Raw genomic sequence first — 22,284 nt, 5'->3', positions numbered from 1 at the left:
ACGAAAAGCATGTGGGTAAAGGTGAATTATGAAAAGAGTATTTATGCATAAAATTGCGAGTCTCTCGATTTCCTGTCTCCTTGCTTTTTCAGCAGTGGCCGATGATCTTTCCAATATGGAAGACGCGGCACCAGTGAATCCAACTTCCAATAAAGAAGAGATTTCCATAACTCCGACAGCACTAGATAAAGAGCAGGTTCGTTCTGAAGTTAAAGAATCCATTCGTGAAAGCAGCCGTCAGGCCTATAGTGAAATTATAAAGCAGCAAAAGCAGGACCTCAATTGTGGTCCGGATTATTTGCCATTAGCGGAACTTACTCATTTAGCAATTACTTGTTGGGACAAGAAAAAATCAAAAGACGAGGATCCTGAATTAACTGAAAGACAAATTCTTGAATCAGATAAAGCGGTTTGCGCTTGTTTAGGGGAATCTACCAACGTTCACGTGAAAAGCCGCATGATCGGGGGAAGCATCCGTGCGATTCCTTCGGCCTCTGCAGAAGCGGTTAAAAACTTCCGCGATAACGTGGCCCTCTCTCAAAAAAGATTACAAGATCTACAAAACGGTATGATGTTCCAGGCATCGATTCTATCAGAATCGGATAAGAAATTTACCGAAGCTTATTCTCAGACTCAAATGAGAAGATTGTTTAGTTCTGAAAGAGCTCCCCAAAAAGCAGATTCTAAAGGGATGACCGAAAGAATTGAACAAATAAGAAGCCTTCAAAGAAATAACATCCAGTCTCTTACTTCTGATTTCAATAAGAGCAAAGGTTTTAATGCCTTCACAGGATTTATCAATTCTGACGCACGTTCAGATAAGGCACAATTAACTGAAGGTCTTTCAGATGTTATGAGAGATTTCACGATTCCTCCGGCAGATATGACTCTTCTAACGGACGCTCCAATGGCCCCAGGCCAGTGTATCTCTCCACGTGAGTATCTGGTTTATAAACAGATTCCTGATAAGAAAGAATTTTATGATGCCGTGAAATCTCGTGGCTTCATGCAATCTGACTGGAACTATACGGTCCTCGAAGGGGAGTTAAAAATTCTTGCGGACACTCGTGAGAGTCGTGAGCGCAACAAACAACAGATTAACGCTGTTCGTGCCAAGATGGAGTTTTTGAATCGAAATCCGATGATTAAAAACTTCCTGATGGCCAATCTCGGTTCCAATGCGGCCTATTTTGAAACGGCAAAAATCAGCCAGCAAGAACAGGCAAAGATCATTGAGAATAAAGGCTGGACCAACCTTGACGCGAAAAAAGGCAAGCTTTTCAATATCATCGCAAGTCTGAATCCTGAAAATCCAAAAAGTATTGATGAATTCAGAAAGAAAGCGACTGAGTTTTTCAAAGATCCGGACGTTGCATTTCTTACGAACCTAGAGGCCGAAAAATCAATCTATCGTGAGATTGATCATCTTAAAAATCCCGTGAACCTTATGCCGGCGAAACTTCCTACAACTCAAAAAGAGTTGGAGGCGAAGTTTGCGGAAGGTACAAAGCTCATTTCACCTGCTGAATGTAATAACGGTGGGGCCAATGTTGAAAAATGTGTAGAGTCATATGCTTCTTACTGTCGTCTTCTGTCAGATGCTGAAAGACAAATGGATGACGCTGATTTCGGAGCGGAAGGCCTTTCTGGTGACGTGACATTTGAAAACCTGGATAACTTTGACCCAAACATTGCTACAAACCCTGAGTTTAAAAAATTCAATGATAAAATGTGTAATGAAAGATGGTTGACTCAAGATTCATCGTCAAAAAAATCTCAAAACTTTTTTGACTTTAAAAATGATCACTGTCGTTCGAATCCAAGAGACTCGGTTTGTATTAGAAACCCGAGCAACGAAGACATTATCAAACTTCGTAAAACTTTCCAGGCGAAATATACTGAAATTGAACGAAGTGCTAATAAGGCCGAAGATGCTAAGGCGTCTCGTACACTGGCCTCGGTAAGTAATGCTTATAGTGCAGAAAAGGCCATGGACCAGTCTGCCGCCAAAGAAGTGGCCAATAGAATGGAAAATGGTTCTGGTGGTACTATCTTCGATAAAATTAACGAACTATTCGGAAGTGGCACTAGAGAAGGAAAAGATAAAGAAGCGACTGAGAATTTTGTGGCCGTACCAACTTCAAGTGAAGGCTCTGCTTTTTCTAGTTTCGCTAAGGGAATGGACAACCTTGCTACCTCAATGGGCGGAGTTGCCGGTGTCCCTGTTGTTGATGATGGTTCTACTCAATATTTAAGTTCTTCAACGATCTCTCCAACGACAGCGAGTGCTGCCACTGATGATAAAAAACTTTCTGATGATGAAAAAGAAAAAATCCGTGCTGAGGCACAGGACGAGATTCTGAGGTCAAAGAAGGAAATTGCTTCAGCAACTTCTGCGGCCCAAAAAGAGAGTCTTGAAGCTCGCATGAAGATGATGGAAGAGCTTCTGGCCCAGAAGACTGAGAATGAGTCTAAATATCAGAAACTGATTGAACAGTTAAGTAAGAAGACAGATGAACTTTCTAAGGTTGAAGAAAAGGCACTTGCTGCTAAAGCAGAAAAAGCCCTAAGAAGCCTGCCTCAAATAATTTCCAGGCAGGCCCTGATTTTGAAAATTTCGATAATCAAAGTAATCGCTCACCTTCAAGCTATGGCGACTCTTCTTATGGAGGTACTGCCGGTGGTACAGGTGGTGGTTCAACAGGTGGTTCTGGTGGAAGCAGCTCTGCCCGAGTTTCGTCAACTACACGTGGTGCAAGTCGCGCGGCGGGGAACTTCAACACTGCTCTTTTAGAGGCCCAGGAAGCCAAGACTGGTAAAATTCAAAAATCAGTCGATGGTTCAATTGTGATCGCAAGTGATGCGGAAACTCCAATCCTCAAATCAATGAGTAATGCGGCCAGCGGAACAAATGATTATTCAATTAGTGTTCCAGCTGCAGACTATATGGGATTTGAATCTCAGAACGTTGAAACACTTAAGCGCTACCAAGAAAAACTTCTGAGCAGCATGGACTCTAACCAGCCAGTTCGAATGGTGGTGAAGTCTGATAAGAAAGAACCACTGGAGTTCTTCGTGGTTAAAGAAGGCAGTAAGCTTTTCTTTAAACCGGTGAGAAAATCTGGTGCGACGTTAGAGGCCCTTAAAATGGCCGTTAAGAAAAATCCTTAACACTTAAAGCGACCCATTTCGGATCATCCACGGTGAGGTCATGACCTCCCGTTGGGTGTTCTTTTATAGGAAGTTTCCATTTCTCGGCAATGGCCCGTGAGCATTCAACACTCACCATGCGGTCATTGGTAGAAGCAATAATCAGTAAAGGAATAGGTGGAGTGAAGGTACCCACGCTGAAGCGAGCTCCGGCCAGGAGTTGCCTGAAGGTATTTGCAGTACTCACAGGTCGATCTCTTTGGATCACTTCCCAGGAGTCCAGGGTCTCATTGAAAATATCTTTGTGATTAGTCACTAATTCCAAAATGCGAGACTCTTTGATCCTGCCTTTTAGAACCGGAACTTTCATTAAATGCAAAAAGGCCCGAGGCATAAGACGCTTATAGACCGGCGAAATTCCCCCGAAGCTTGTGTTAATCAGTGTCGCTTTGGCAAAGTCAGTTGGGTATTTCTTCAACCACTCAACAGTGATCATGCCACCAAGGGAGATAGCGATGAGGTTTGGTTCGAAGTTTGAATCAAAACTTTTTAAATAATCCCGACGCATTTCTTCAACCATTTCACTGACGGAAAGTGGGGATTGGGACTTGAAGTAGTCACCTGCACCTGGAATATCAATCGTCGTGATACGAGATCCAGGAAAGGCCTCTTCCAGATGATGGATGAAGTGACCCCAATGTCCTTTTTCACGGATAAGGCCACGAATTAGATAAAAATGTTTTTGCTTAGTCATGGGTAGCATTCTACACTTTTTCTATGAGTTTACAGGAATACTACGAAGATTCATACAATATGGAGCGCGGTCGAGGAGCATCAGATCTTCTGCATGAAGTAACGACTTATTCGAAGGGCCTTTTCAATTTGGTGACTGAATCAAAAGACCGCTTCTTACCTAATCTTGACTGGAATGGTTTGAAGGTTCTTGAAACAGGAGCGGGTAGGGGAGGAGTTGGATTACTCCTTGCTCGTCTCGGCGCTGATGTCACTCTCGTAGATTTCTCCCCTACTGCCTTAGATCAGGCCAAAAATATCTTCGCGCTTGAAGGCTTCGAGGTAAAAACAGTTGTGGGGGACGTCACTCATCCTGATCTTGAACTCAATCAGAAGTATGATCTGATTGTAGACTCACATCTCCTTCATTGTTTAACTGAAGACCCGGACCGGGCCAGTTACTATCGCCTCATTACTGATCACCTGGCACCCAATGGGATCTTTGTTGCCGAGACCATGGTTCATCGGAAGAAACTTTTCATCCCGGACGGGTTTATGTTCGATGAGCGAAATGTTTTATGGCAAATGTTTGGGAAGTGGACACCGGTGAGACGCATTCTTGATTCTCTGGATTTAGAAAGAGAACTCAATGAGGCCCATTTCAACATTGTGTATTTTTACTATTATGGACAGTACGGTTTTGTTCCTCATCGAAGCTTCATGGACATCCCAGCGGAAATCCTGCCAGCAGCAGTTCGAATGGTTCTACAAAACAAAGTATCTTAGTCTGGAATTGGTAAAATATTTTTAATTTTATACTGTTAATACTCTAAGTCATGGGATTTGAGCTTCTATAATAGAAGACTCAACCAGGAGCAAACAATGAACGTTAATATCACTTTTCGCCACATGGAACACACACCGGCCCTTGATCAAGTTATTCGCGATAAGTCTGAGAAGTTCGTGAAGTGGTTCGGTCCTTCGGCCGATATTCGTTGGACTTGCTGGAAAGACGGTGTTGATCACTGTTCAGAGGTTTCTGTTCACGCTGGTCACCAAGAGTACTTTGCCAAAGCACACTCAGATGATCTTTATAAAACATTCGATATGATCGTTCAAAAAATACAGAATCAAATGAAGTAAACCGGAGACAAAAATGACGAAAATCTGGCACAAAGCTTACGATTCAGGAGTCCCTCACGAGATTAATCCCGCTGAGTACTCTTCAATTAACGAAGTTCTAGAAATCAGTTTCACAAAGTACAAGAACAACCCATCTTTTCACAATATGGGAACAACTCTTACTTACGGTGAAATCGATTTACTGAGCCGTAAATTCGCAAGCTACCTTCAAAATGATCTTCATCTTCAGAAGGGTGATCGTGTAGCGATCATGATGCCAAACATTCTTCAATACCCGGTGGCGCTTTTTGGTATTCTTCGCGCTGGTATGATTGCGGTCAATGTAAACCCGCTTTATACTCCACGTGAACTTGAGCACCAACTAAAAGACGCTGACGTTAAGACGATTGTTATTTTCGCCAACTCGGCCCACGTTCTTCAAAAAGTGATTAAAAACACCCCAGTGAAGAACGTTCTTATCACCCAGATCGGTGACTATCTAAAATTCCCGAAAAACTACATCGTGAATTTCGTGATTAAGAATGTGAAGAAGATGGTGCCGGAGTTTGATATTCCAGGTGCAATTGACTTCAAGGCCGCTGTTGAAAAAGGTGATGCTGGATCATTTAGAAAGCCGGCAGTGAAGCTCGAAGATATCGCGTTCCTTCAATACACTGGTGGTACAACTGGTGTAGCAAAAGGTGCGATCCTTACTCACAAAAATATCGTGGCCAACATGGTTCAGGCCCGCGCCTGGATCAAGAACAATATCACAGAAGGGCAGGAGATCATCATTACTCCGCTTCCGCTGTATCATATTTTCTCTTTGACTGCGAACTGCTTCATCTTCAGTTCGATCGGTGCCCTTAACGTTCTGATCACTAACCCAAGAGACATTCCTGGTTTCGTGAAAGAGCTTTCTAAGTGGAAGTTCACGGCCTTTACTGGTGTGAACACACTTTTCAATGGTCTCTTAAACAATGAAGGCTTCAGAAAGCTTGATTTCTCTCACCTACGTTTAACTCTAGGTGGTGGTATGGCCGTTCAAAAAGCAGTTGCTGAACGTTGGAAGCAAGTGACAGGTAAGCCTCTGATTGAAGCTTATGGTCTGACTGAAACGTCGCCGGCCGCTTGTATTAACCCAATGACATTGAAAGATTATAACGGCTTTATTGGTCTACCCATCTCTTCTACTGATGTTGAAATCAAAGATGATAATGGTAAGACGGTTCCTCTTGGGGAAATCGGCGAACTTTGTATTCGCGGCCCACAAGTGATGGCCGGTTATTATAATCGTCCTGAAGAAACAGCGAAAGTGATGACTCAAGATGGTTTCTTCAAGACTGGTGACCTTGGTTTCATGACTGAGCAAGGCTTTGTTAAGATCGTTGACCGTAAAAAAGACATGATTCTTGTTTCAGGCTTTAACGTTTATCCGAATGAGCTTGAAGATGTGGTTGTTCAGCACGAGAAGGTTCTTGAAGTGGCGGCCATTGGTATTCCTGATGAGAAGTCAGGCGAAGTGGTGAAACTTTTCGTCGTGAAAAAAGACGATTCACTGACAACAGAAGAGCTGATGAAGTTCTGTCGTGAGAATCTTACGAGTTATAAAGTTCCTAAGCAAATTGAGTTCCGTAAAGAGCTTCCGAAATCAAATGTTGGTAAGATCCTTCGTAAAGATCTTCGTGCTGAAGTTCTCGCAGATAAAAAGTAATTCATTTCACGGGGACCAGCCACAGGTCCCCGTTTTTTACAACCCCCTGTCTCATTTTTCCTGCATCTCACGCGTCATAAAACTCCACTGAGACAATTAAGACTCCTAGAAAACTTTTTCAAAAGAGTCTCAGATGAAAACAAAATTGTTCGGTGCCCTTGTATTCAGTTCTCTCATTGCTGGTCAGGCGCTCGCTGGCGACAAAATCGTTGGTGGTGTTAAAGTTACAGATCTTAAAGAAGCTCCATATATGGTTAGCCTAAGTGGTGTTTGCGGTGGAAGTATCATCGCGAAGAACTGGGTCCTAACTGCTGCTCACTGTGCTGGTTATTTCTCTCAAGCTAAAGGCGGAATCCTTAATCTTAAAGATCAAGGTGTTTCATACAGAGTGAAAAGAGTGATCAAGCACCCTGAATATAACCGCAATACTTTCAGCCACGATTTCGCTCTGGTTGAGCTTACTGAATCAATCGATTTCAGAACAACTGGTCTTAAAGCTGTGAAGCTAGCGACTCCAAAGTTTGCTTCTGAAGGTAATCAAGCTCCAGGTGTGGACGCTACTGTTTACGGCTTCGGTGATATCGCTGAAAACCGTGACAACTACACGAAAGACCTTAACAAAGTTATCGTTCCAATCGTTTCTCACGAAGAGGCCAACCGTGCTGAGTCTTACGATGGTGCAATCGACGATACAATGATCCCTGCTGGCTATGCGGCCGGTGGTAAGGATTCATGCCAAGGTGATTCAGGTGGACCACTAGTTGTTTTCGATGGCCGTAACGATGCTGTTCAAATTGGTGTTGTAAGTTGGGGCGAAGGCTGTGCGGGTGCGAACAAGTATGGCGTTTACTCGAACGTTTCTGGCGCTTACGAGTGGATTAAAACAACAACTGGCGCCCTATAGGACCAGATGTTAATTGATTCCTAAAACTTAAGTGGGGTTTCGCAATCTGTCAGCTAATGTAAGAAAAGATTTATTTCCTCTTTTCGTTAGCTAACCTTAAGATTGATGTAAGCAATACATTTAAGAATCAAGGACGATTACAGACGAGAGAGGGATTTCTCGCCTTAAAAAGATTAGCCGAATTGGCCCACTGTGCAGGTGGGCCTTTTTTTTGCCCGGAAAAACACCATGAACATTCGTCTTTATCAAAAATCGGACTCACTTCCGCTAGCGGAGTTGTTTTTTAACACCATCCGCACGGTGAATCGAAGCCATTACTCTGATGAACAAGTAAAAGCCTGGGCGCCTGATCTTTCTTCATGGGACATGCAGGGCTGGGAAAAGAAATTCGAAAATAAATGGGTTTTTGTGGCCCAGGAGAGTGATGTTCTCGCTGGCTTTGGAGAGTTGGAACCTAATGGTCACATTGATCGCTTCTACATTGCAGAACATGCAGTAGGAAAAGGCGTAGGGCGATTAATTTATGCGGCGATTGAAGAAAAGGCGAAAGTGCAAAAGATCGAGCGTTTGTTTGTTGAAGCGAGTATTACGGCAAGGCCTTTCTTTGAAAAGATGGGGTTTGTCTTGGTGAAAGAACAAACGGTCGGAAGAAATAATGTGTTCTTTACGAATTTCGTGATGGAGAAAACGGTAGAAACACGGTGAACTGTGTTCCCTGATTAGGTTCACTTTCTACAGAGATCTTCCCTTTATGAAGAGCAACGATACGTTGAGAGAGATAAAGGCCAAGTCCAAATCCCCCAAAGTTATATTCAGAAACCGCACGTCCGAATTTTTCAAAAATCTTCGTCTTATCTTCTAAATTGATTCCAATCCCGTGGTCTTTTACTTTGATCGTAACTCCCTCGGCCTCAGTCACGGCAGAGATTTCAATCGGTCCACCATTTCCGAATTTAATGGCATTACTTAAAAGATGAGACATCAGTTTTTCAATTTTTCTTTCTTCCCATTGGCCCTTGCAGGATCCTTCGAATTTTAAATCCAGAGTAGAGCCACTGTTCTGAAGAGGATGTTTTAAATCATTTGCCACTTTTTCAATGACTGTTCTTAGATCAGTTTCGTTTACGGTTAAAAGACCTCCGAATGTGCCTTTTTTAGATGCTAGAAGAATATTCTCGACCAATTGATGGATACGACGGCCCTGCACCAGCGCCATATCGGCGGCATCAGTCATATCTTGGGGAGTAGATTTCTTTTTTGTTTCCCCGCGACTCATTTTCAATAAAAGCTGCAATTGAAACAACAAGACAGTGAGGGGAGTCCTAAACTCGTGGGCGGAAAGGGTCATGAAGGTTTCTCGCGCCTGGTTTGACTCCTCTGCCATTCTTTCGGCCGCTTCACGTTTACGAATATTGCGAATGAGAAAGATGTTCAGGATAAAAAGAATCAAAATAATGATGATCGCCACAATGATGTGAGGAAGATATTTTTTATAAATAGGCAGAGGATAGTTGATCATGACGGCACCGTCTGTGGCATCACTCAGAGGAATTTTATAACGTTCCATTTGCTTATAATCTAAGTAATAGCGAGAAGAACTTTTAGTAACGACCGGCGGGTGCTGTCCGTCCAAAACTTTGAGAGTTAGATCGGCCGCAATGCTTCCTTGTAAATGGCCATCCAGAAGCCACCCTCCAACGATCCCATAACCAAGTTGCATGTCCCACATTCCATAAACAGGAACATTTCCTCTCTGGCTAATCAAGCGAATGGCCTCACGAGAGGTGAAGATCTTCTTTGAATGGTCCATGGTAAAGTTTGTTACCAGAATAAGGGCATCGTCCGGCAGTTTATTCACTCGGTTCAAAATCTCATCCATATCTAAATCATGGAGCGTCGTGATGCGCACTTTATTTTTCCATTGGGGCATCAGTCGCTGAAATTCCTTCAACAAGACCCCGCTAATCTCAGTTGAGTCCATGATGACTGCAATTTCACTTGCCCGAGGATGGATCTTTAACATCTGATAGATGGTCGAGTTCCAATCTACGGTCTCGATGACTCCGGTCAAACGCGTCTGATCGGCGTAATCTCTGGGATCGTAATCATTAATGCCGGTGAAAATGAGATAAGCATGAGGAAAAAGAACGGGTCGTAATTCAAGTGCCAAGTCCAGGGCGGCATTATCAGTGGTGATCACAACGTCCCAATTCTTGCGAGCATATTTCATGCTGAGCTGTTTTTTGAAGTGCTGTAGGTTTTCTTTCAGCGGGAAGTTCTTCCAATCAAGATACTCGACCGGAATTTCTCTATCAGGGAAGGCCTTGTCGAAAGTATTCTGAAGCCCTTCCATCTGGAACTTGGTCCAGGGAAAGCTTTGGGAATAGGAATGAAGAATGAGAATTTCCGGACGTTCTTTTACCCCTGCATGGCAAATAACTGACATACATGCAAACCAAAGTGCTATTAAAGAAATCGGGGCATTCATATTTTGTTTCTTAATATTAATAAGACATTCCTATTATTGAAATAGTAAGTTAGAGGGCATGACTATGTCTTTACCGGAAACATCTGAAACGATCTTGATTGTGGATGATGACGAGTATATTCGCGAAATGCTTCTTATGGCCTTCAAGATGGAAGGTTATGAGGCAGTTGCGGTCGCCAACGGCCAAGAGGCGCTTGATTGGATGCGCATTTCGCCTAGGCCCTGCTTGATCCTCTTGGACTACATGATGCCTGTGATGAATGGACGGGACTTCCTGGCGGCGCTCGATGTCGATCCGGTGTTTTCGCAGGAGAAGTTAACGATTGTGATGGTGACCGCCTTCACCGTTGATAAGATTCATCCACGCTTAAGTGGTTTTTTAAGTAAGCCCATCGAGCTGGATAAGTTGCTGGAGATCATTGGCCGATATTGTCATTGTAAATCTTAGATCACACCTTTTAGCTTTTTAAGACTGCGCGACATAATGATAACTATTTGTTTGCCGTAGAAAACGCTCTCACCTTAACACATCTAGCAAGCTCATCCTGCGCTTCCATCCAGCCACGTTTCGCTAGACCAGTGAGCTTCTTAGCACTCTTCATGTGCTTTTCACTCATGATCAGGACTTCCTGGCTGCAAAGATTTAAAGGAAAGAGGCTTTCAAAATATATCTCAGACTTTTTATCCTGTTGTTTCCAGTCAAAGTTAGAGAGGCGTTTGAAGAAGTCCTTCACAAAAGTCTGAGTGAGTTCCGGATAGTTTACACCATTGAAGGTGCGGCCGGCCTCTTCCAGATCACTATAAGTAAAATCCTTATTCTCGAACAAATCAGTCCACATCTTACTCTTGTTGGCCTGGGTCGGGATCGCCGATCGTGCCGCAAGTGCCGTGCGTTTCCCAATGGTCGAGCCATCGCGTTTTAATTCGTCGTTAATGAGCTTTTCAGCATCCGCGTGACCGTTAATTGAGAGGTTCAAGATAATCGCCCAGCGGCGATCCTGATCCAGCGTCATGCCTTTTGGAGGTTCATTCTTCACAAGGATTGAGTGAAGTCTTTCCTGAGATTCCTTGGTCTGGGCCATGCCAACGTAGTAATCATAGAAACTCATTTGAGTGCTTGATTTTGGTTTCGCGCTTGTCATGCGCTCCCAGATGACTTTCTCAAATTCTGGAGCAACTGCGGCTCTCTCTGAAGGCGTGAGATACCATTGGTAAGTTTGTTTCATGAAGCTGTGGCGACCAAGAAGGCTTCCCAGTAACTGGTCATCTTTCTCCGTTTTAAGGGCCACAATCGCTGAGTTTAGAAAGTCTTGGGCCTTAAGCTCTGAGTTTCTCACCATCTGAGATAGCTTGTGCCATACCATGAGACGCGCAAGTGGATCCGGAAGAGCCGTAAGGGCCTCATTAACTTTCTTGATTGATGTTTCATCCAGAGAGTAAAGGGCGTAGTCCTGATCTCCTTCATTCGGAAGAATAAAGGCCGGGCATTTTGTGTCGGACACTGCGACCTCAGTTGATTCTTTCTCAAACATCACATCCAGTGACTTCACTTGTTTGAAGTTTTCGTCAAAGAAAGCGAGTTTCGCGCGGTGAGGAGAAAAGCTTTTTGAAGCATTTGGTTTTTGAGTAATCACAATCTTTGTAAGTGATCCATCAGTGCATTCTGGTTTTAAAGTCACGCGGTTTGGTCCCGCAGTCTGTAACCAACTCTTTGTCCATCCGTTCAGATCAACTTTAGAGGCCTTGGCAATGGCATTGATAAAGTCTTCGCGACGAGTGTTCTTGAAAGCATAGTTTTTAAAATAATCTCTCAGACCTTCACGGAAACCTTCTTCACCAACAAAGAAATGAAGTTGCTTCAAGGCGCTTGCACCTTTAGCGTATGTGATGCCATCAAAGTTACCGCGGGCAGTTCTAACGTCAGGAACATTGGTCTCAATCGGGTGAGTGGTTACTAATTGATCCTGCCAGTAGCCCCAGGTCTTGCCGTGGAAGAAATCGATCCAAGTGTCCTTAGCATTAAGAGCACGGTCTTGTGCCACACTTGCCAGATAGGAAGCAAAGCTCTCATTGAGCCATAGATCATTCCACCATTCCATGGTCACTAGATCTCCAAACCACATGTGGGCCATTTCATGGAGGATCAGTGAGTTTCTTTTGTCATAACGAATCTCAGGAACAGCGCCTCGGAAAATATTTCGCTCACTCATTGTCACGGCACCTGGATTTTCCATTCCGCCCCAAGCGAACTCTGGAACAAACACATGTGCGTATTTAGTAAACGGATATGGGTAACCAAAATACTCGTTGAGGAATTTAAGACCTTTTTTAGTGCTCTCCATGATGTTGTCGGCATCAACGTATTTCTCAAGAGACTTTCGGGCATAAAGGTAGATAGGTGTATCGCCGTATTTATCTTTCCATTCAACAAACGGGCCCGCACCTAAGAAGAATAAATATGTGCTGATCGGTTTGGTCTCTTTAAAGGCCACATACTTCTTTCCATTTACGACATTCTCAGAAACGATCATCTCGTTCTGAATGACTTTCCACTCGAGGGGAGCAGTCACGTTAACTTCAAAGGTCGCCTTTAAGTCTGGTTGGTCAAAACATGGAAAGAACCAGTGAGCATAGTAAGGTTCAAAATCTGTGTAAACGTATTCAGAACCGTCTTCTGGGTCTTTAGCGCGTTGAAAGCCTGAGGCCTCTTTGCTGTATTCACCCACGAAGAAAATAGTAATAAGTGTCTTTGGGGCCAGAAATTTGGCCGGAATATCAAAGCTTCCTTCTCGTTTTGGATACTCAGTGAGTTTAACTCCGTTGACTTCAAGGTTTTGAATGCTTTTATTTTTCCAGTCAAAAGTCAGTGGGCGCTTGAGATCATTAAGGGTTAGGCGAATAATCGCTTTACCGCTGTAAGTGTCCTGGTTTTTATCCAGATCGAAGGAAAGGTTGTATTTAACGTCCTTAATCTGAGCTCTTCTCATCTTCGCAAAATCGCGAGTAATGTTATCTTCCGATGGTCGAGTGGCGGCCAGTGCAGAAAGAGACAGGAGAACTAAAAGGAATAAAAATTTCATGGGAAACTCCGGGATTTTACGTGGGGAAATCTTATAAAATTGGAGTTCCGATAGGCCAACTATTTATAGCGTTTCTTATAATCCTGAGGAGAAATGCCCGTTTCTCGAATAAAGGCCCGCCGTAATGCTTCATTTGGCATTCCACAGAGGGAAGAAATGCGTTTCCAATCCATATTTGAGGCCTCCAGAAGCTTCTGCGCCTTCTCAATCCGGAGCTTTCTTAAGTGCTCCGCCGGGCCATGATTAAAAATTAATTTAAACTGACGGGAAAAATTGCGTGGACTCATGCCGATATGCTGGGCCATCTCCTCTACAGAGATATCTTTCTTAATGTTCTCCTGAAGCCAAAGATTCAAATCCGTGAATTGGTCTTTCTCTTTTTCCTGATTCAAAAGCATCTGGCTAAACTGTTTCTGATTTCCGCTACGACGCAGGAACAGCACTAGACCTTTCGCAATTTGCAGGGCCGCTGCCGCACCAAAATCTTCTTCCACTAAAGCGAGTGCCAGATCAATGCCGGTACTGACTCCGGCGGAGGTATAGACCTTGCCGTCTTTGGTCCAGATGGAAGAGATATCTAACTCAACATCTTTAAACTGATTCTTAAAAGACTGCTCCCACATCCAATGAGTGGTGGCCTTCTTGTTTTTGAGAAGTCCCGATTCCGCGAGAATGAAAGCACCTGTACAAACTGAACACAAGCGACGTGTGGATTTGAATTTAAGCTTGATCCAATCGAGAAGTTCTTTTGAAGGTTTTTTATCCGGGTTTCCCGTCACAATCAATGTATCGATGGGACCTTTGTAGTCTTTAAAGTATTTGTCGGCAACGACTGTAATTCCACTATGGGCCTTAAGAGTTTTTGATTTCGTCGAAGAAAGAAGAACAATTTTATAGTTCTCTTTATAGAAGTTTGCGGCAGTGAATATTTCTACTGGCCCGAAGACATCTAGACCTTGAAGAGGAGAGTGGGCAATGAAAACGATGGTGCGCATAGTATCGTCCTTGGCATAAAAAGGTTATTTTATGACATTTAAGCAAGTCCTGAAAGAAGCTATTCTTAGAATATGAAAAATCTATTTAGAATGACGGCCTTACAGACTGCTTACATCGGAACAAAGGTGTTGGGAGATATTTCTCCTCTCATAACTGGTAAATTAGGGACCTTTTTGTGGTTCACACCCCTTATAAAGAGGCCCCATAAAAACCTTTCAGATCTTCTCACTCAAAGTGAAGTTCAAAAGATATCATTTAAAGATTCGTATATTACAATCCGAAATTTTAATAGATCGGGAACGAAATCCCGGCTGGTAATGGTCCATGGTTGGGGTGGGCGATGGGATCAATTCTCTGAACTCATAAACTTTCTCATTAAGAACGGTCATCCGGTGACCTGTTTTGATTTTCCGGCACATGGTGAATCACCGGGACTTAGTACGAATCTTCATGAATGGTTTGAAATTTTGAAGAAGACCGAAAGCCTTTATAATGATGATCCCATCTATGTTTGCCATTCATTTGGATCAGTTGCCGTGACACATGGGATTTTAGAGATGAATCTTCGAGCGAAGGCCCTGGTTATGGTGAATTCTCCCAATCAATTTGATTTTTTGATTCAGCAGTTTTCTAAGAAGATTAATCTGAATAAAAAGGCCGTTCCGTATTTAGTGAAGAATGTCCTGAATACGGTTGATGGTGCTGATAAAATGACTACCATTCCTTTGAGAAGGCTATCAGTGAAACTACCTGTCATGTATGTCGCCGATGAGAATGATCGTGAAGTGCCTTTTACCTTACACACAGAAGCAAAGGAAATCTTCGGTGAAAACTTTGTGACATTCAAAAACTTCGGGCATAATCGAATCTTGAGCGCTAAAGAATTTCACCAGGCGCTAGAGAACTTTTATGCAAAAGAAATTACTGATCTTCGTCTATAGCCTTATCGCAATTCTTGCACTGGTTTTGTGCTGGCAAGAGAACTTTACTTATGCTGGCTTTGGTCTCATCGAAGGCTGGTGGATGTTTATCGTGGACACGCAGGCCAATCCGGCGGCAAGATCCGTGACCTATGACCTCTTTTTCTTCTTTACTGCGGCGTCAATTTTCATATGGAGAGAAGGAAAGAAGCTCGGAATGAAATTTGTCTGGACCTATATTTTGTTTGGATTTGTGATCGCCATTAGTGTGACGTTTCCATTATTTCTCATTCATCGAGAACTTAAAAAATCGTAACGTGTTTTCATTTAATTTTAGCAATTAACTGATAGCCATTCAGCAGGGGAATCTTGCTGATGAAAGTGATCTGAACTTTTTCCCATCCTACAGACGGAAGACTTGGGTGATAAACGATATCAATCTTGGTTTTCTTATTTGTTGGTAGAACCTGGATGAAATAAGCGTTCTTCAAATTTCCAAAATCGGCTTTCTTCACAAACTTCAAAATAGCTTTGGGAATGGCCAGGCTCTTTTGATTTTCTAGATTCTGATATCCGGCCTCGGTCTTAAACTCGTCAGGAAATTCCATGACAGTTTTACCTTTTAGAAGCTTTGATGGAACCGGGACCCAGTCCTTCTTCTTCACATCATAGTCCATTTGAACTTTAAATTTGGCCGTTTCAGGGAGGATGTGGACTCTGACCTTACCGCTTTTATGAAGTTTTCCCGCAAGGACATTATAATTGGCGTCAGATTGGGCAAGAACAGAAGAAGCAATGAATAGAAAAATGAGCATTAATTTCATCAGGTCATTTTATGGAAGACCATGAGAGTTATGCAAACTTTTACGCGCGTCACTTATTCGGTAAATTTGTTCAAATAGTCCCAGGCAAAGAAAAGGCTTTCGTCTTTGAAGCCACATACTGAATAAGCGTTTTTCTTTTCATCGAAGATCGTCTTTAATTTCCCTTCCATGCGGTCACAGAGAATTAGTGCTGGGTTGAAGATGTCTTCATAATCTTTTGCATTAACTTTTTTCAGCTTCTTAAAATCTTTAATTTTGATCTTTTCCAATGCCACGCACTTCGAAGCACAGCTTGCTGGGCGATAGACTCTTATGGAATCAACCAATTCAGTGGGAACTTTCTCTTTTTGATTCATGTCGCGAAAGAAGATATCTGCTGATTGAGCAGTAGTAGCAAGGGTTATACCTACAAAAATCATTAAAAAATTATTTCGTCTCAATTTGTTGTAACCCGGTTGAATGTTTCAGAATCTTTTTTGCCGAAATCCATCCGTGAAGAGGACCGTTTTTTCCCCACGAATTTCTAATATTCAGCTGGCATTCCCCTTTGTGCCATCTCATTCCATTGATCACTACGGCATGAGAACCACATGAACCAGAAACAAGAAGCCCGGAAAGTCCTGGAAGAGACTCATTTGCGCAAAAGGTGTAGCCAATGCTTCTTCCCTTTTGGAGCATGGTCTTTACAAGCTCGACTTTTTTCTCCAAAGGGACTTTCTCTTTCATATCTTTAATGATCGTCATGTTGTACAACTTGCTTTGATCAATGTGCGAGTAATCAATTCTATCAGTCGCACAACGCTCATTCTTGAGAGCGCTATACAAAAAGCTGCTCCAGTCTTTGATTTTTGGATCGAGAAGAAGGGCCTTTACAGTCTCATCAGTAACATCAGTTCTTGAGATAGAGCGCTTAAGAAGGTCTTTGAACTCATCAACAAATTTATTTAATTTTTTAGCGTTGGCCTCTTCCTGACAATTTTCCAGAGTGATCTGAAGTGCCTGGTACTCCTTGTAAAGATCCCTTAACTTTTCATGGATACATCGAGGTCCAGTATTGGATAGACCACAGAGAGCACTTCCTTGGGTCACGAAGGAAAAGTCTTTTTCAAAGCAAGCTCCATTAGATTGAGCACATTGAAGTCCCATACTTATAGAGCGGCCTTCGTTTTTGGCCAAAAGAGTTTTTCTGCAACTTGAAACATCCAGAGGGGAGATGTTTATACCACAATTATTTTTATCCCTTAGACAGGCGTCTTCTGAGAGAAGAGCACTACTTGCAAATGCCCAGCAGAGACCATGTCCATCTTGATCCTGAACTGGACCAAAACGATCGGAATAGTCAAAGTTAGGACAAGCACTCTGATCTATGTCTTTGGAAAAGCATGGTAATGAAATTAGAACAATTAGAATTAACCATTTCATGCTTTAAGGTTACTGAATAAAGGAGTTCAGATGAAGGTGGGTAATATCTTCTGGACCTAGACCATCCACTCAAGGTTTGTTTTGGGAACTCTTGGAACCATAAGCTCGCCCTGATACAGGATGGCCTCGCCTACTAAGTTATGGCACAGGAAGTAGGGCATACTCTCCGAGAAACCATAGGCCCCTGCTCGTTTAAATTCTAACCAGTCCCCTGGTTTCAAATTTGAAGGTAATTGAAACGTTCCTAAATTATCCAGGGCCGTGCAAAGCGGTCCATGAACCTGGTAGCGAGACAAAGATGTCTCCTGGTTCATAAATGCCTCACAAGGAAAAGATTCCCCGACCAATGCGGGCCGTGCCATGTGATTAATACCACCTTCAGTGACCACCAGGTTTTCACCACGAACAGTTTTTACATCAACCACACGTGTGAAATAAGAACCAAATTTTCCAATGGAAAAACGCCCGAGCTCGAGCCAGATTTTTTGTAGTTCGTATTTAGATTTGATTTCCATTAAGAGAGCGTGAACGTCTGAAAAATGAAGCTCACGCTCATCTTTATAAGACAGACCCAGGCCACCACCCAGATCAATGACTTTCATTTCAAAACCCATTCCATGAGACATCTTCTGACAAACTTCCACGGTGTGTTCCCAGACAGCGCGAAGTTTATCCAGATCAAGAACATTGCCCCATTGGAAACAATGAACACCCATCACATTTACGTTCTTGAAATTTGCGAGGTTCACGTCCTGCCAATCACTCACTCCCAAACCGAAAGGAGTAATAGCAGATCCCCCGAGTATACTTTTATCGCCTTCCCATTCAAGCTGCACCCGTAACAAAACGTCTTGTTTGCGGCCCAATTTTCCAGCAATTTCATTCAGATCTTTTAATTGATTAATACTTTCAATGACGATGGCCTCAACATCAGTTTCCAAAAGCCTTGCGAGATAGCTTTTGGTTTTCGCAGGACCAGTGGCAATTAAGTTCTTCGGACCGAAACCAGAATTGCGCGCCTGTTGAAGTTCACCCATGCTGGCCACATCAGCACCGAAACCATTCTTGTTTAAGATGCGTAGGATTTCAGATAAGGGATTCGCTTTAGTGGCATACCACACGCGAACATCCGGATGAAGAATCGCTTTAATGCTTTGGATATGAGCTTCGAACTGATCAAGGTCGTAAAAGTAAAAAGACGATTGGAAACGGCTAATGACTTCTCTGACGTGATCAGTTCGATTCATGGGACTACCTTAAAAGAGATTCTAGTTCTAAAGCGGCCGACGTCTTAGCGTCTTTGTACTTGATGATCATGGCACATCTCATAGAGAGACCCTGAGCTTTTGCCCACTCATTCGTTGCTGGACGAGATCCCGTCACAACTACGGCGTATGGAGGGATCGGCTCACCGATTTCAAGCACACGTTGATTCACGCAATCGTACACAGGCACACCACGAGAAAGAATTGTTCCAGGAGCGATCACTGCACCCTCTGAAACTTGCACACCTTCAACAATCACGGCCCCTGCACCGATAAACGCGTTGTCTTCGATTACTACTGGAGTTTGTCCAACTGGCTCGAGAACACCACCGATTTGTACACCCGCTGAAAGGTGAACGTTCTTCCCAATCTGAGCGCAAGAACCGACCAGGGCGTGGGAGTCGACCATGGTGCCGGAATCCACGTAAGCTCCCACGTTGATATAGGCCGGAGGCATGATGATCACTCCTGAGGCAACAAAAGCACCTCTACGGACAGATGATCCGCCCGGAACCATACGAACCTTATCTTCAACTTTAAATTCACGTGCAGGAAGGTTGTGCTTATCCACGAATCCACCTGCGAATTCTTTTAACTCTCCAGCTTTGAAGGCCGCGAGAATGGCCTCTTTAACTTCTTTTTGAGCGACCCATTTACCATCTACTTTTTGAGCAGAACGAACGAGACCTTTTTCTAATAGATCGAGTGTTTCTTGCCAGTTCATTACTTTACCTCTTTGTACCAACGTGTAACTGCGGCGTGAGCTTCCAGTACTGGAGTCGCTGACGTCATATCTTCATGCGAAAGTGGTGCCATCATCACTGGTGTGCGGATCACTCCACGTTCTGCCAGAAGACGTTTCACCGGAACTGGATTTGAGCAAACGAATAGGCTATTCGAAGCTTTTGTCCAAAGTTCTTTTGCATCGAAAGTTTTCTTCAAACATTGTTCAACATACAGATGTGTTTCTTTAGGCCAGGCGTTTGAAGCAACAGAGACCAGACCTGCAGATCCCGCGTTCGCAAAATCCGGCATAAGGGCATCGTCACCACAGTAAACAGCTTTACCGCCCGCGGCCTTAAGATATTCTTTGAATTTTTCAACTGAGCCCGAAGCTTCTTTGATCGCCCAGAAGTTTCTGTGATTAGACAGACGAGAGACCGCTTCAGTCGACATGGCAACTGCCGTTCTGCCTGGAACGTTATAAAGCATACAAGGACGTGTTGAGTGATCCATCAGCGCTTTAAACCAGTTGTATTGTCCGATTGGACCTGGCTTGGCATAATGAGGAGTCACTAAAAGATACGCATGAACATTCAGGCGCTCTAGATACGTGATCCACTCTTTTTGTTCTTCCAGAAGGTTTCCACCTACACCCACCATAATTGGAGAAGCTGGCTTCATTTTCACTACGTGCTCAATGATCGACATTCTCTGAGCTAAGTTCAGGTTAAGTGCTTCGGCCGTAGATCCAAGGATCAGTAGACCGTTATCTGAAGAGTCCTGTTCGTTCACTACCCGAGTGAGTGACTCAAAATCTACTGTGCTATTTTCCAGTAGGGGAGTGACGACGGCCGTCCAAAGTGCGTAATTGTTTAAGTTCATGACTTCTCCTTTAAAGGGATAAGTGACCTTCCACTACTTTTTGAAAAGCATGGAGGCCCGGTTTCATATTGTTTTTTGTAATGTAGTTTGCGGCCCAAACTGCCCCTTCTGCAAACAGTCGGCGGTCTTTTGCCTCATGTTCGAGGCGTAGAATTTCTCCTGGAGTCTCAAGTGTGAGCGTATGGAGACCCACCACATCGCCTGTGCGCTCAGAGGTAATCTCACAAGGCTCCTGTAGCCACTCTTTCATTGAAAGTGCAGTTCCAGATGGAGCATCAAGTTTTTTAGTATGGTGAACTTCATGGATGGAAAGCGTCTTCTCTTTGAAAAGCCCATCTACCTGATGAAGTCGTTCGATTAATTGTTTGAGGACAACTACCCCAAGAGAAAAGTTCGTGGCAAAAATCCACGAAACATTTTTCTCCTGGAGAGTCTTGTCAAAATTCACAGGCCACTTAAAACCAGTAGAACCAGTCACTACCGGTTTCTTCGTTTCAAGCAAAACGGGGATTAGCGCCTCAAAGGCCTCTCCTGGGAGGAAAGATATAATCACGTCGTGCTTAATCAATTTGTCGTAGGTCGGAACATTGCTTGAATCAAAGACTTCTACGTCTTGAGCAAACTCAAGGACCTTTGATCCAGTCTTTCCTTTACCGAGTAAGGCTATTCTCATACTTCCTCGATAAGTGTTTTATGAAGTTTCTGAATAACAGATTTTGAATCTTCTTCTTTCACCAGGAAGTTAAAGTTGTATGATGAAGCACCTAAGCTCATCATACGGATGTTAACTGCATCAATAGTTGAGAAAATTGTTTTTGCTAAGCTTGGTTTCAGTGTGAGCTCGTTACCAATGAGCGAGATCAGCGAGTAGCCGGCCTCAATGTTGATATTTCCAACAGTCTCAAGGTCACGGATGAACTTCTCGTTTTCGAGTGTGGCATTGTCCACTGTCACGGCAACTGAGATCTCAGAAGTCGTTACACAGTCCACTGAAACACGGTGACGACCAAACACTTCAAATAGTCCTGACATGAATCCGTAAGCGTTATACATGCTAGGAGTTGTAATCGTTAAAAGTGCTTGAGCATTTCTTTTCGTAATCGCACGTACGGCCGGACGGTGATCCACGGAAGTTCTGATCCAGGTTCCTGGGAGGTCTTTTTCAAAACTTGATCCGACGAAGACCGGGATATTCTTACGAACGGCCGGTGCGATAGTTGCAGGATGAAGAATCTTTGCCCCGTATTGGGCCATTTCGCCCGCTTCTGAGTATGAAAGCTCAGGGATAATACGAGCTGTTGGGCACAGTCGCGGATCGGTTGTCGCTACACCCGCCACATCTGTCCAAATTTCTAGAACATTTGCTGAAATACCTTCAGCGAAAAGAGCTGCAGAATAATCAGAGCCGCCACGACCAAGAATTGTCGTGTTGCCTTCTGAGTCTCCGCCGATGAAACCTTGTGTGACATAAACTTGATCTCCAGAAAGATTCATTCTCGCCATAGCTTCTCTTTCAATGACGTCAATCTGAGGAGTAGCTTTGCCGAAGTTTGAATCGGTTTTAATGACGGTACGAGCGTCTAATAGTGTAACTTTTTTGTTAGGAAGAGCAGCTTGAAGAACGTCACGGAAGATAAGTGACGACATTCTCTCACCTAATGAAAGGATGTGATCGTAAGCGCGTGGTGTGAGTTCTTTAAGTAATGAAATATTCTGAACAAGAAGATCAAGTTCAGTGAAATAGCTTTGAAGCATGGCCACAGTCTGTTCTTGTCCACCAGCTTGTCCTGCAAGACCTAAATGTCTTTCTTTAACTGAGAAAACTAATTTCTCGCAATCATCCATGCGCCCTTGAGATGCTGACTTCGCGATTTCAATGAGTTTATCGGTCGTGCCAGAAGTTGCAGAAACCACAACGACGGTTGATTTACGTTCAGCACTGATGAGAGCACTTCTTTGCATAGAAGTTAGATCACCCATGGAAGTTCCACCAAATTTCGAAACGATAAGTGCGTGCGACATTTCAGATCTCCAAGTTGGAAATTAGTCTAAAAATTATATG

At 43.4% G+C, this 22,284-nt stretch carries 22 protein-coding genes; 10 read left to right on the top strand and 12 right to left on the bottom strand.

Translation table 11 applies throughout. The features are described 5' to 3' along the window. Positions 1-28 precede the first annotated feature (28 nt). Both SOO65_RS12150 and SOO65_RS12145 read left to right on the top strand, forming a co-directional pair. Positions 29-2,794 carry a hypothetical protein gene (locus SOO65_RS12150; protein ID WP_321390149.1) on the top strand — a complete coding sequence of 922 codons (2,766 nt, stop codon included), beginning with the start codon at positions 29-31 and terminating at the stop codon, positions 2,792-2,794. A gap of 53 nt (positions 2,795-2,847) precedes the next feature. Then, complete coding sequence (locus SOO65_RS12145) at positions 2,848-3,171, top strand: hypothetical protein (protein WP_321390147.1); 324 nt, start codon at positions 2,848-2,850, stop codon at positions 3,169-3,171. On the opposite strand, the gene SOO65_RS12140 is transcribed toward SOO65_RS12145, so the two are convergent. Further along, positions 3,155-3,904, bottom strand: a complete 750-nt coding sequence (locus SOO65_RS12140) for an alpha/beta fold hydrolase (protein ID WP_321390144.1) — start codon at positions 3,902-3,904, stop codon at positions 3,155-3,157. The genes SOO65_RS12145 and SOO65_RS12140 overlap by 17 nt on opposite strands. Positions 3,905-3,927: 23 nt before the next feature. On the opposite strand from SOO65_RS12140, the gene SOO65_RS12135 reads away from it, so the two are divergent. The 5 genes from SOO65_RS12135 to SOO65_RS12115 all read left to right on the top strand — a co-directional run bounded on the left by SOO65_RS12135 (position 3,928) and on the right by SOO65_RS12115 (position 8,327). After that, positions 3,928-4,668 (top strand): class I SAM-dependent methyltransferase, encoded by a 741-nt coding sequence (locus tag SOO65_RS12135; protein ID WP_321390141.1) that lies wholly within the window; start codon positions 3,928-3,930, stop codon positions 4,666-4,668. Between the two features lie 96 nt (positions 4,669-4,764). Next, complete coding sequence (gene hpf, locus SOO65_RS12130; protein ID WP_321390138.1) at positions 4,765-5,025, top strand: ribosome hibernation-promoting factor, HPF/YfiA family; 261 nt, start codon at positions 4,765-4,767, stop codon at positions 5,023-5,025. Positions 5,026-5,038: 13 nt separating this feature from the next. Continuing rightward, on the top strand, positions 5,039-6,718 hold the full coding sequence (locus SOO65_RS12125; protein ID WP_321390135.1) for an AMP-binding protein: 1,680 nt from the start codon (positions 5,039-5,041) through the stop codon (positions 6,716-6,718). A gap of 133 nt (positions 6,719-6,851) precedes the next feature. Next, entirely contained in the window at positions 6,852-7,622 is a 771-nt protein-coding gene (locus SOO65_RS12120; protein ID WP_321390132.1) for a S1 family serine peptidase, read from the top strand. Between the two features lie 228 nt (positions 7,623-7,850). Next, positions 7,851-8,327 (top strand): GNAT family N-acetyltransferase, encoded by a 477-nt coding sequence (locus tag SOO65_RS12115; RefSeq protein ID WP_321390129.1) that lies wholly within the window; start codon positions 7,851-7,853, stop codon positions 8,325-8,327. Here the strand turns inward: SOO65_RS12115 and SOO65_RS12110 are convergent. Then, on the bottom strand, positions 8,287-10,068 hold the full coding sequence (locus tag SOO65_RS12110; protein ID WP_321390126.1) for a sensor histidine kinase: 1,782 nt from the start codon (positions 10,066-10,068) through the stop codon (positions 8,287-8,289). The two genes, SOO65_RS12115 and SOO65_RS12110, sit on opposite strands and share 41 nt — an antisense overlap. A 100-nt stretch (positions 10,069-10,168) precedes the next feature. Here SOO65_RS12110 and SOO65_RS12105 point away from each other — a divergent pair, with 100 nt between their 5' ends. After that, positions 10,169-10,558, top strand: coding sequence for a response regulator (locus SOO65_RS12105; protein WP_321390125.1), 390 nt, complete (start codon positions 10,169-10,171; stop codon positions 10,556-10,558). 43 nt (positions 10,559-10,601) lie between these two features. Here SOO65_RS12105 and pepN read toward each other — a convergent pair whose 3' ends face one another. After that, positions 10,602-13,190, bottom strand: a complete 2,589-nt coding sequence (gene pepN / locus SOO65_RS12100; RefSeq protein WP_321390122.1) for an aminopeptidase N — start codon at positions 13,188-13,190, stop codon at positions 10,602-10,604. Positions 13,191-13,249: 59 nt separating this feature from the next. After that, the gene (locus tag SOO65_RS12095) at positions 13,250-14,185 is read right to left on the bottom strand and encodes a GlxA family transcriptional regulator (protein ID WP_321390119.1); all 936 of its coding nucleotides are present in this window, start codon (positions 14,183-14,185) and stop codon (positions 13,250-13,252) included. A 72-nt stretch (positions 14,186-14,257) separates the two neighbouring features. On the opposite strand from SOO65_RS12095, the gene SOO65_RS12090 reads away from it, so the two are divergent. Both SOO65_RS12090 and SOO65_RS12085 read left to right on the top strand, forming a co-directional pair. Further along, positions 14,258-15,127: an alpha/beta hydrolase gene (locus SOO65_RS12090; protein WP_321390115.1), complete on the top strand. Its 870-nt coding sequence runs from the start codon at positions 14,258-14,260 to the stop codon at positions 15,125-15,127. Beyond that, the gene (locus SOO65_RS12085; RefSeq protein WP_321390114.1) at positions 15,096-15,422 is read left to right on the top strand and encodes a DUF2834 domain-containing protein; all 327 of its coding nucleotides are present in this window, start codon (positions 15,096-15,098) and stop codon (positions 15,420-15,422) included. The genes SOO65_RS12090 and SOO65_RS12085 overlap by 32 nt, the downstream gene beginning before the upstream one ends. A gap of 7 nt (positions 15,423-15,429) precedes the next feature. On the opposite strand, the gene SOO65_RS12080 is transcribed toward SOO65_RS12085, so the two are convergent. The 8 genes from SOO65_RS12080 to lysC are packed head-to-tail and all read right to left on the bottom strand — an operon-like array spanning position 15,430 to position 22,244. Further along, positions 15,430-15,930, bottom strand: a complete 501-nt coding sequence (locus SOO65_RS12080; protein ID WP_321390111.1) for a hypothetical protein — start codon at positions 15,928-15,930, stop codon at positions 15,430-15,432. Between the two features lie 53 nt (positions 15,931-15,983). Further along, positions 15,984-16,349: a hypothetical protein gene (locus tag SOO65_RS12075; protein WP_321390108.1), complete on the bottom strand. Its 366-nt coding sequence runs from the start codon at positions 16,347-16,349 to the stop codon at positions 15,984-15,986. Between the two features lie 7 nt (positions 16,350-16,356). Further along, complete coding sequence (locus tag SOO65_RS12070; protein WP_321390106.1) at positions 16,357-17,352, bottom strand: C1 family peptidase; 996 nt, start codon at positions 17,350-17,352, stop codon at positions 16,357-16,359. A gap of 56 nt (positions 17,353-17,408) precedes the next feature. Continuing rightward, on the bottom strand, positions 17,409-18,599 hold the full coding sequence (locus SOO65_RS12065; RefSeq protein ID WP_321390103.1) for a PLP-dependent decarboxylase: 1,191 nt from the start codon (positions 18,597-18,599) through the stop codon (positions 17,409-17,411). A gap of 4 nt (positions 18,600-18,603) precedes the next feature. Continuing rightward, positions 18,604-19,341, bottom strand: coding sequence for a 2,3,4,5-tetrahydropyridine-2,6-dicarboxylate N-succinyltransferase (locus tag SOO65_RS12060; protein WP_321390101.1), 738 nt, complete (start codon positions 19,339-19,341; stop codon positions 18,604-18,606). Beyond that, a complete protein-coding gene (dapA, locus tag SOO65_RS12055) occupies positions 19,341-20,222 on the bottom strand; it encodes a 4-hydroxy-tetrahydrodipicolinate synthase (RefSeq protein WP_321390098.1) in 882 nt (293 codons plus the stop codon). Before dapA ends, SOO65_RS12060 begins: the two co-directional genes overlap by 1 nt. 10 nt (positions 20,223-20,232) lie before the next feature. Beyond that, complete coding sequence (locus tag SOO65_RS12050) at positions 20,233-20,895, bottom strand: 4-hydroxy-tetrahydrodipicolinate reductase (RefSeq protein WP_321390096.1); 663 nt, start codon at positions 20,893-20,895, stop codon at positions 20,233-20,235. After that, on the bottom strand, positions 20,892-22,244 hold the full coding sequence (gene lysC / locus SOO65_RS12045) for a lysine-sensitive aspartokinase 3 (RefSeq protein WP_321390093.1): 1,353 nt from the start codon (positions 22,242-22,244) through the stop codon (positions 20,892-20,894). The genes SOO65_RS12050 and lysC overlap by 4 nt, the downstream gene beginning before the upstream one ends. Positions 22,245-22,284: the final 40 nt, after the last annotated feature.

It is taken from the genome of Peredibacter starrii (assembly GCF_034259205.1).
In the GTDB taxonomy this organism is placed as follows: domain Bacteria; phylum Bdellovibrionota; class Bacteriovoracia; order Bacteriovoracales; family Bacteriovoracaceae; genus Peredibacter; species Peredibacter starrii.
Note: the sequence above shows the minus strand (reverse complement) of the source record. Positions and strands in the feature narration are given on the sequence as shown.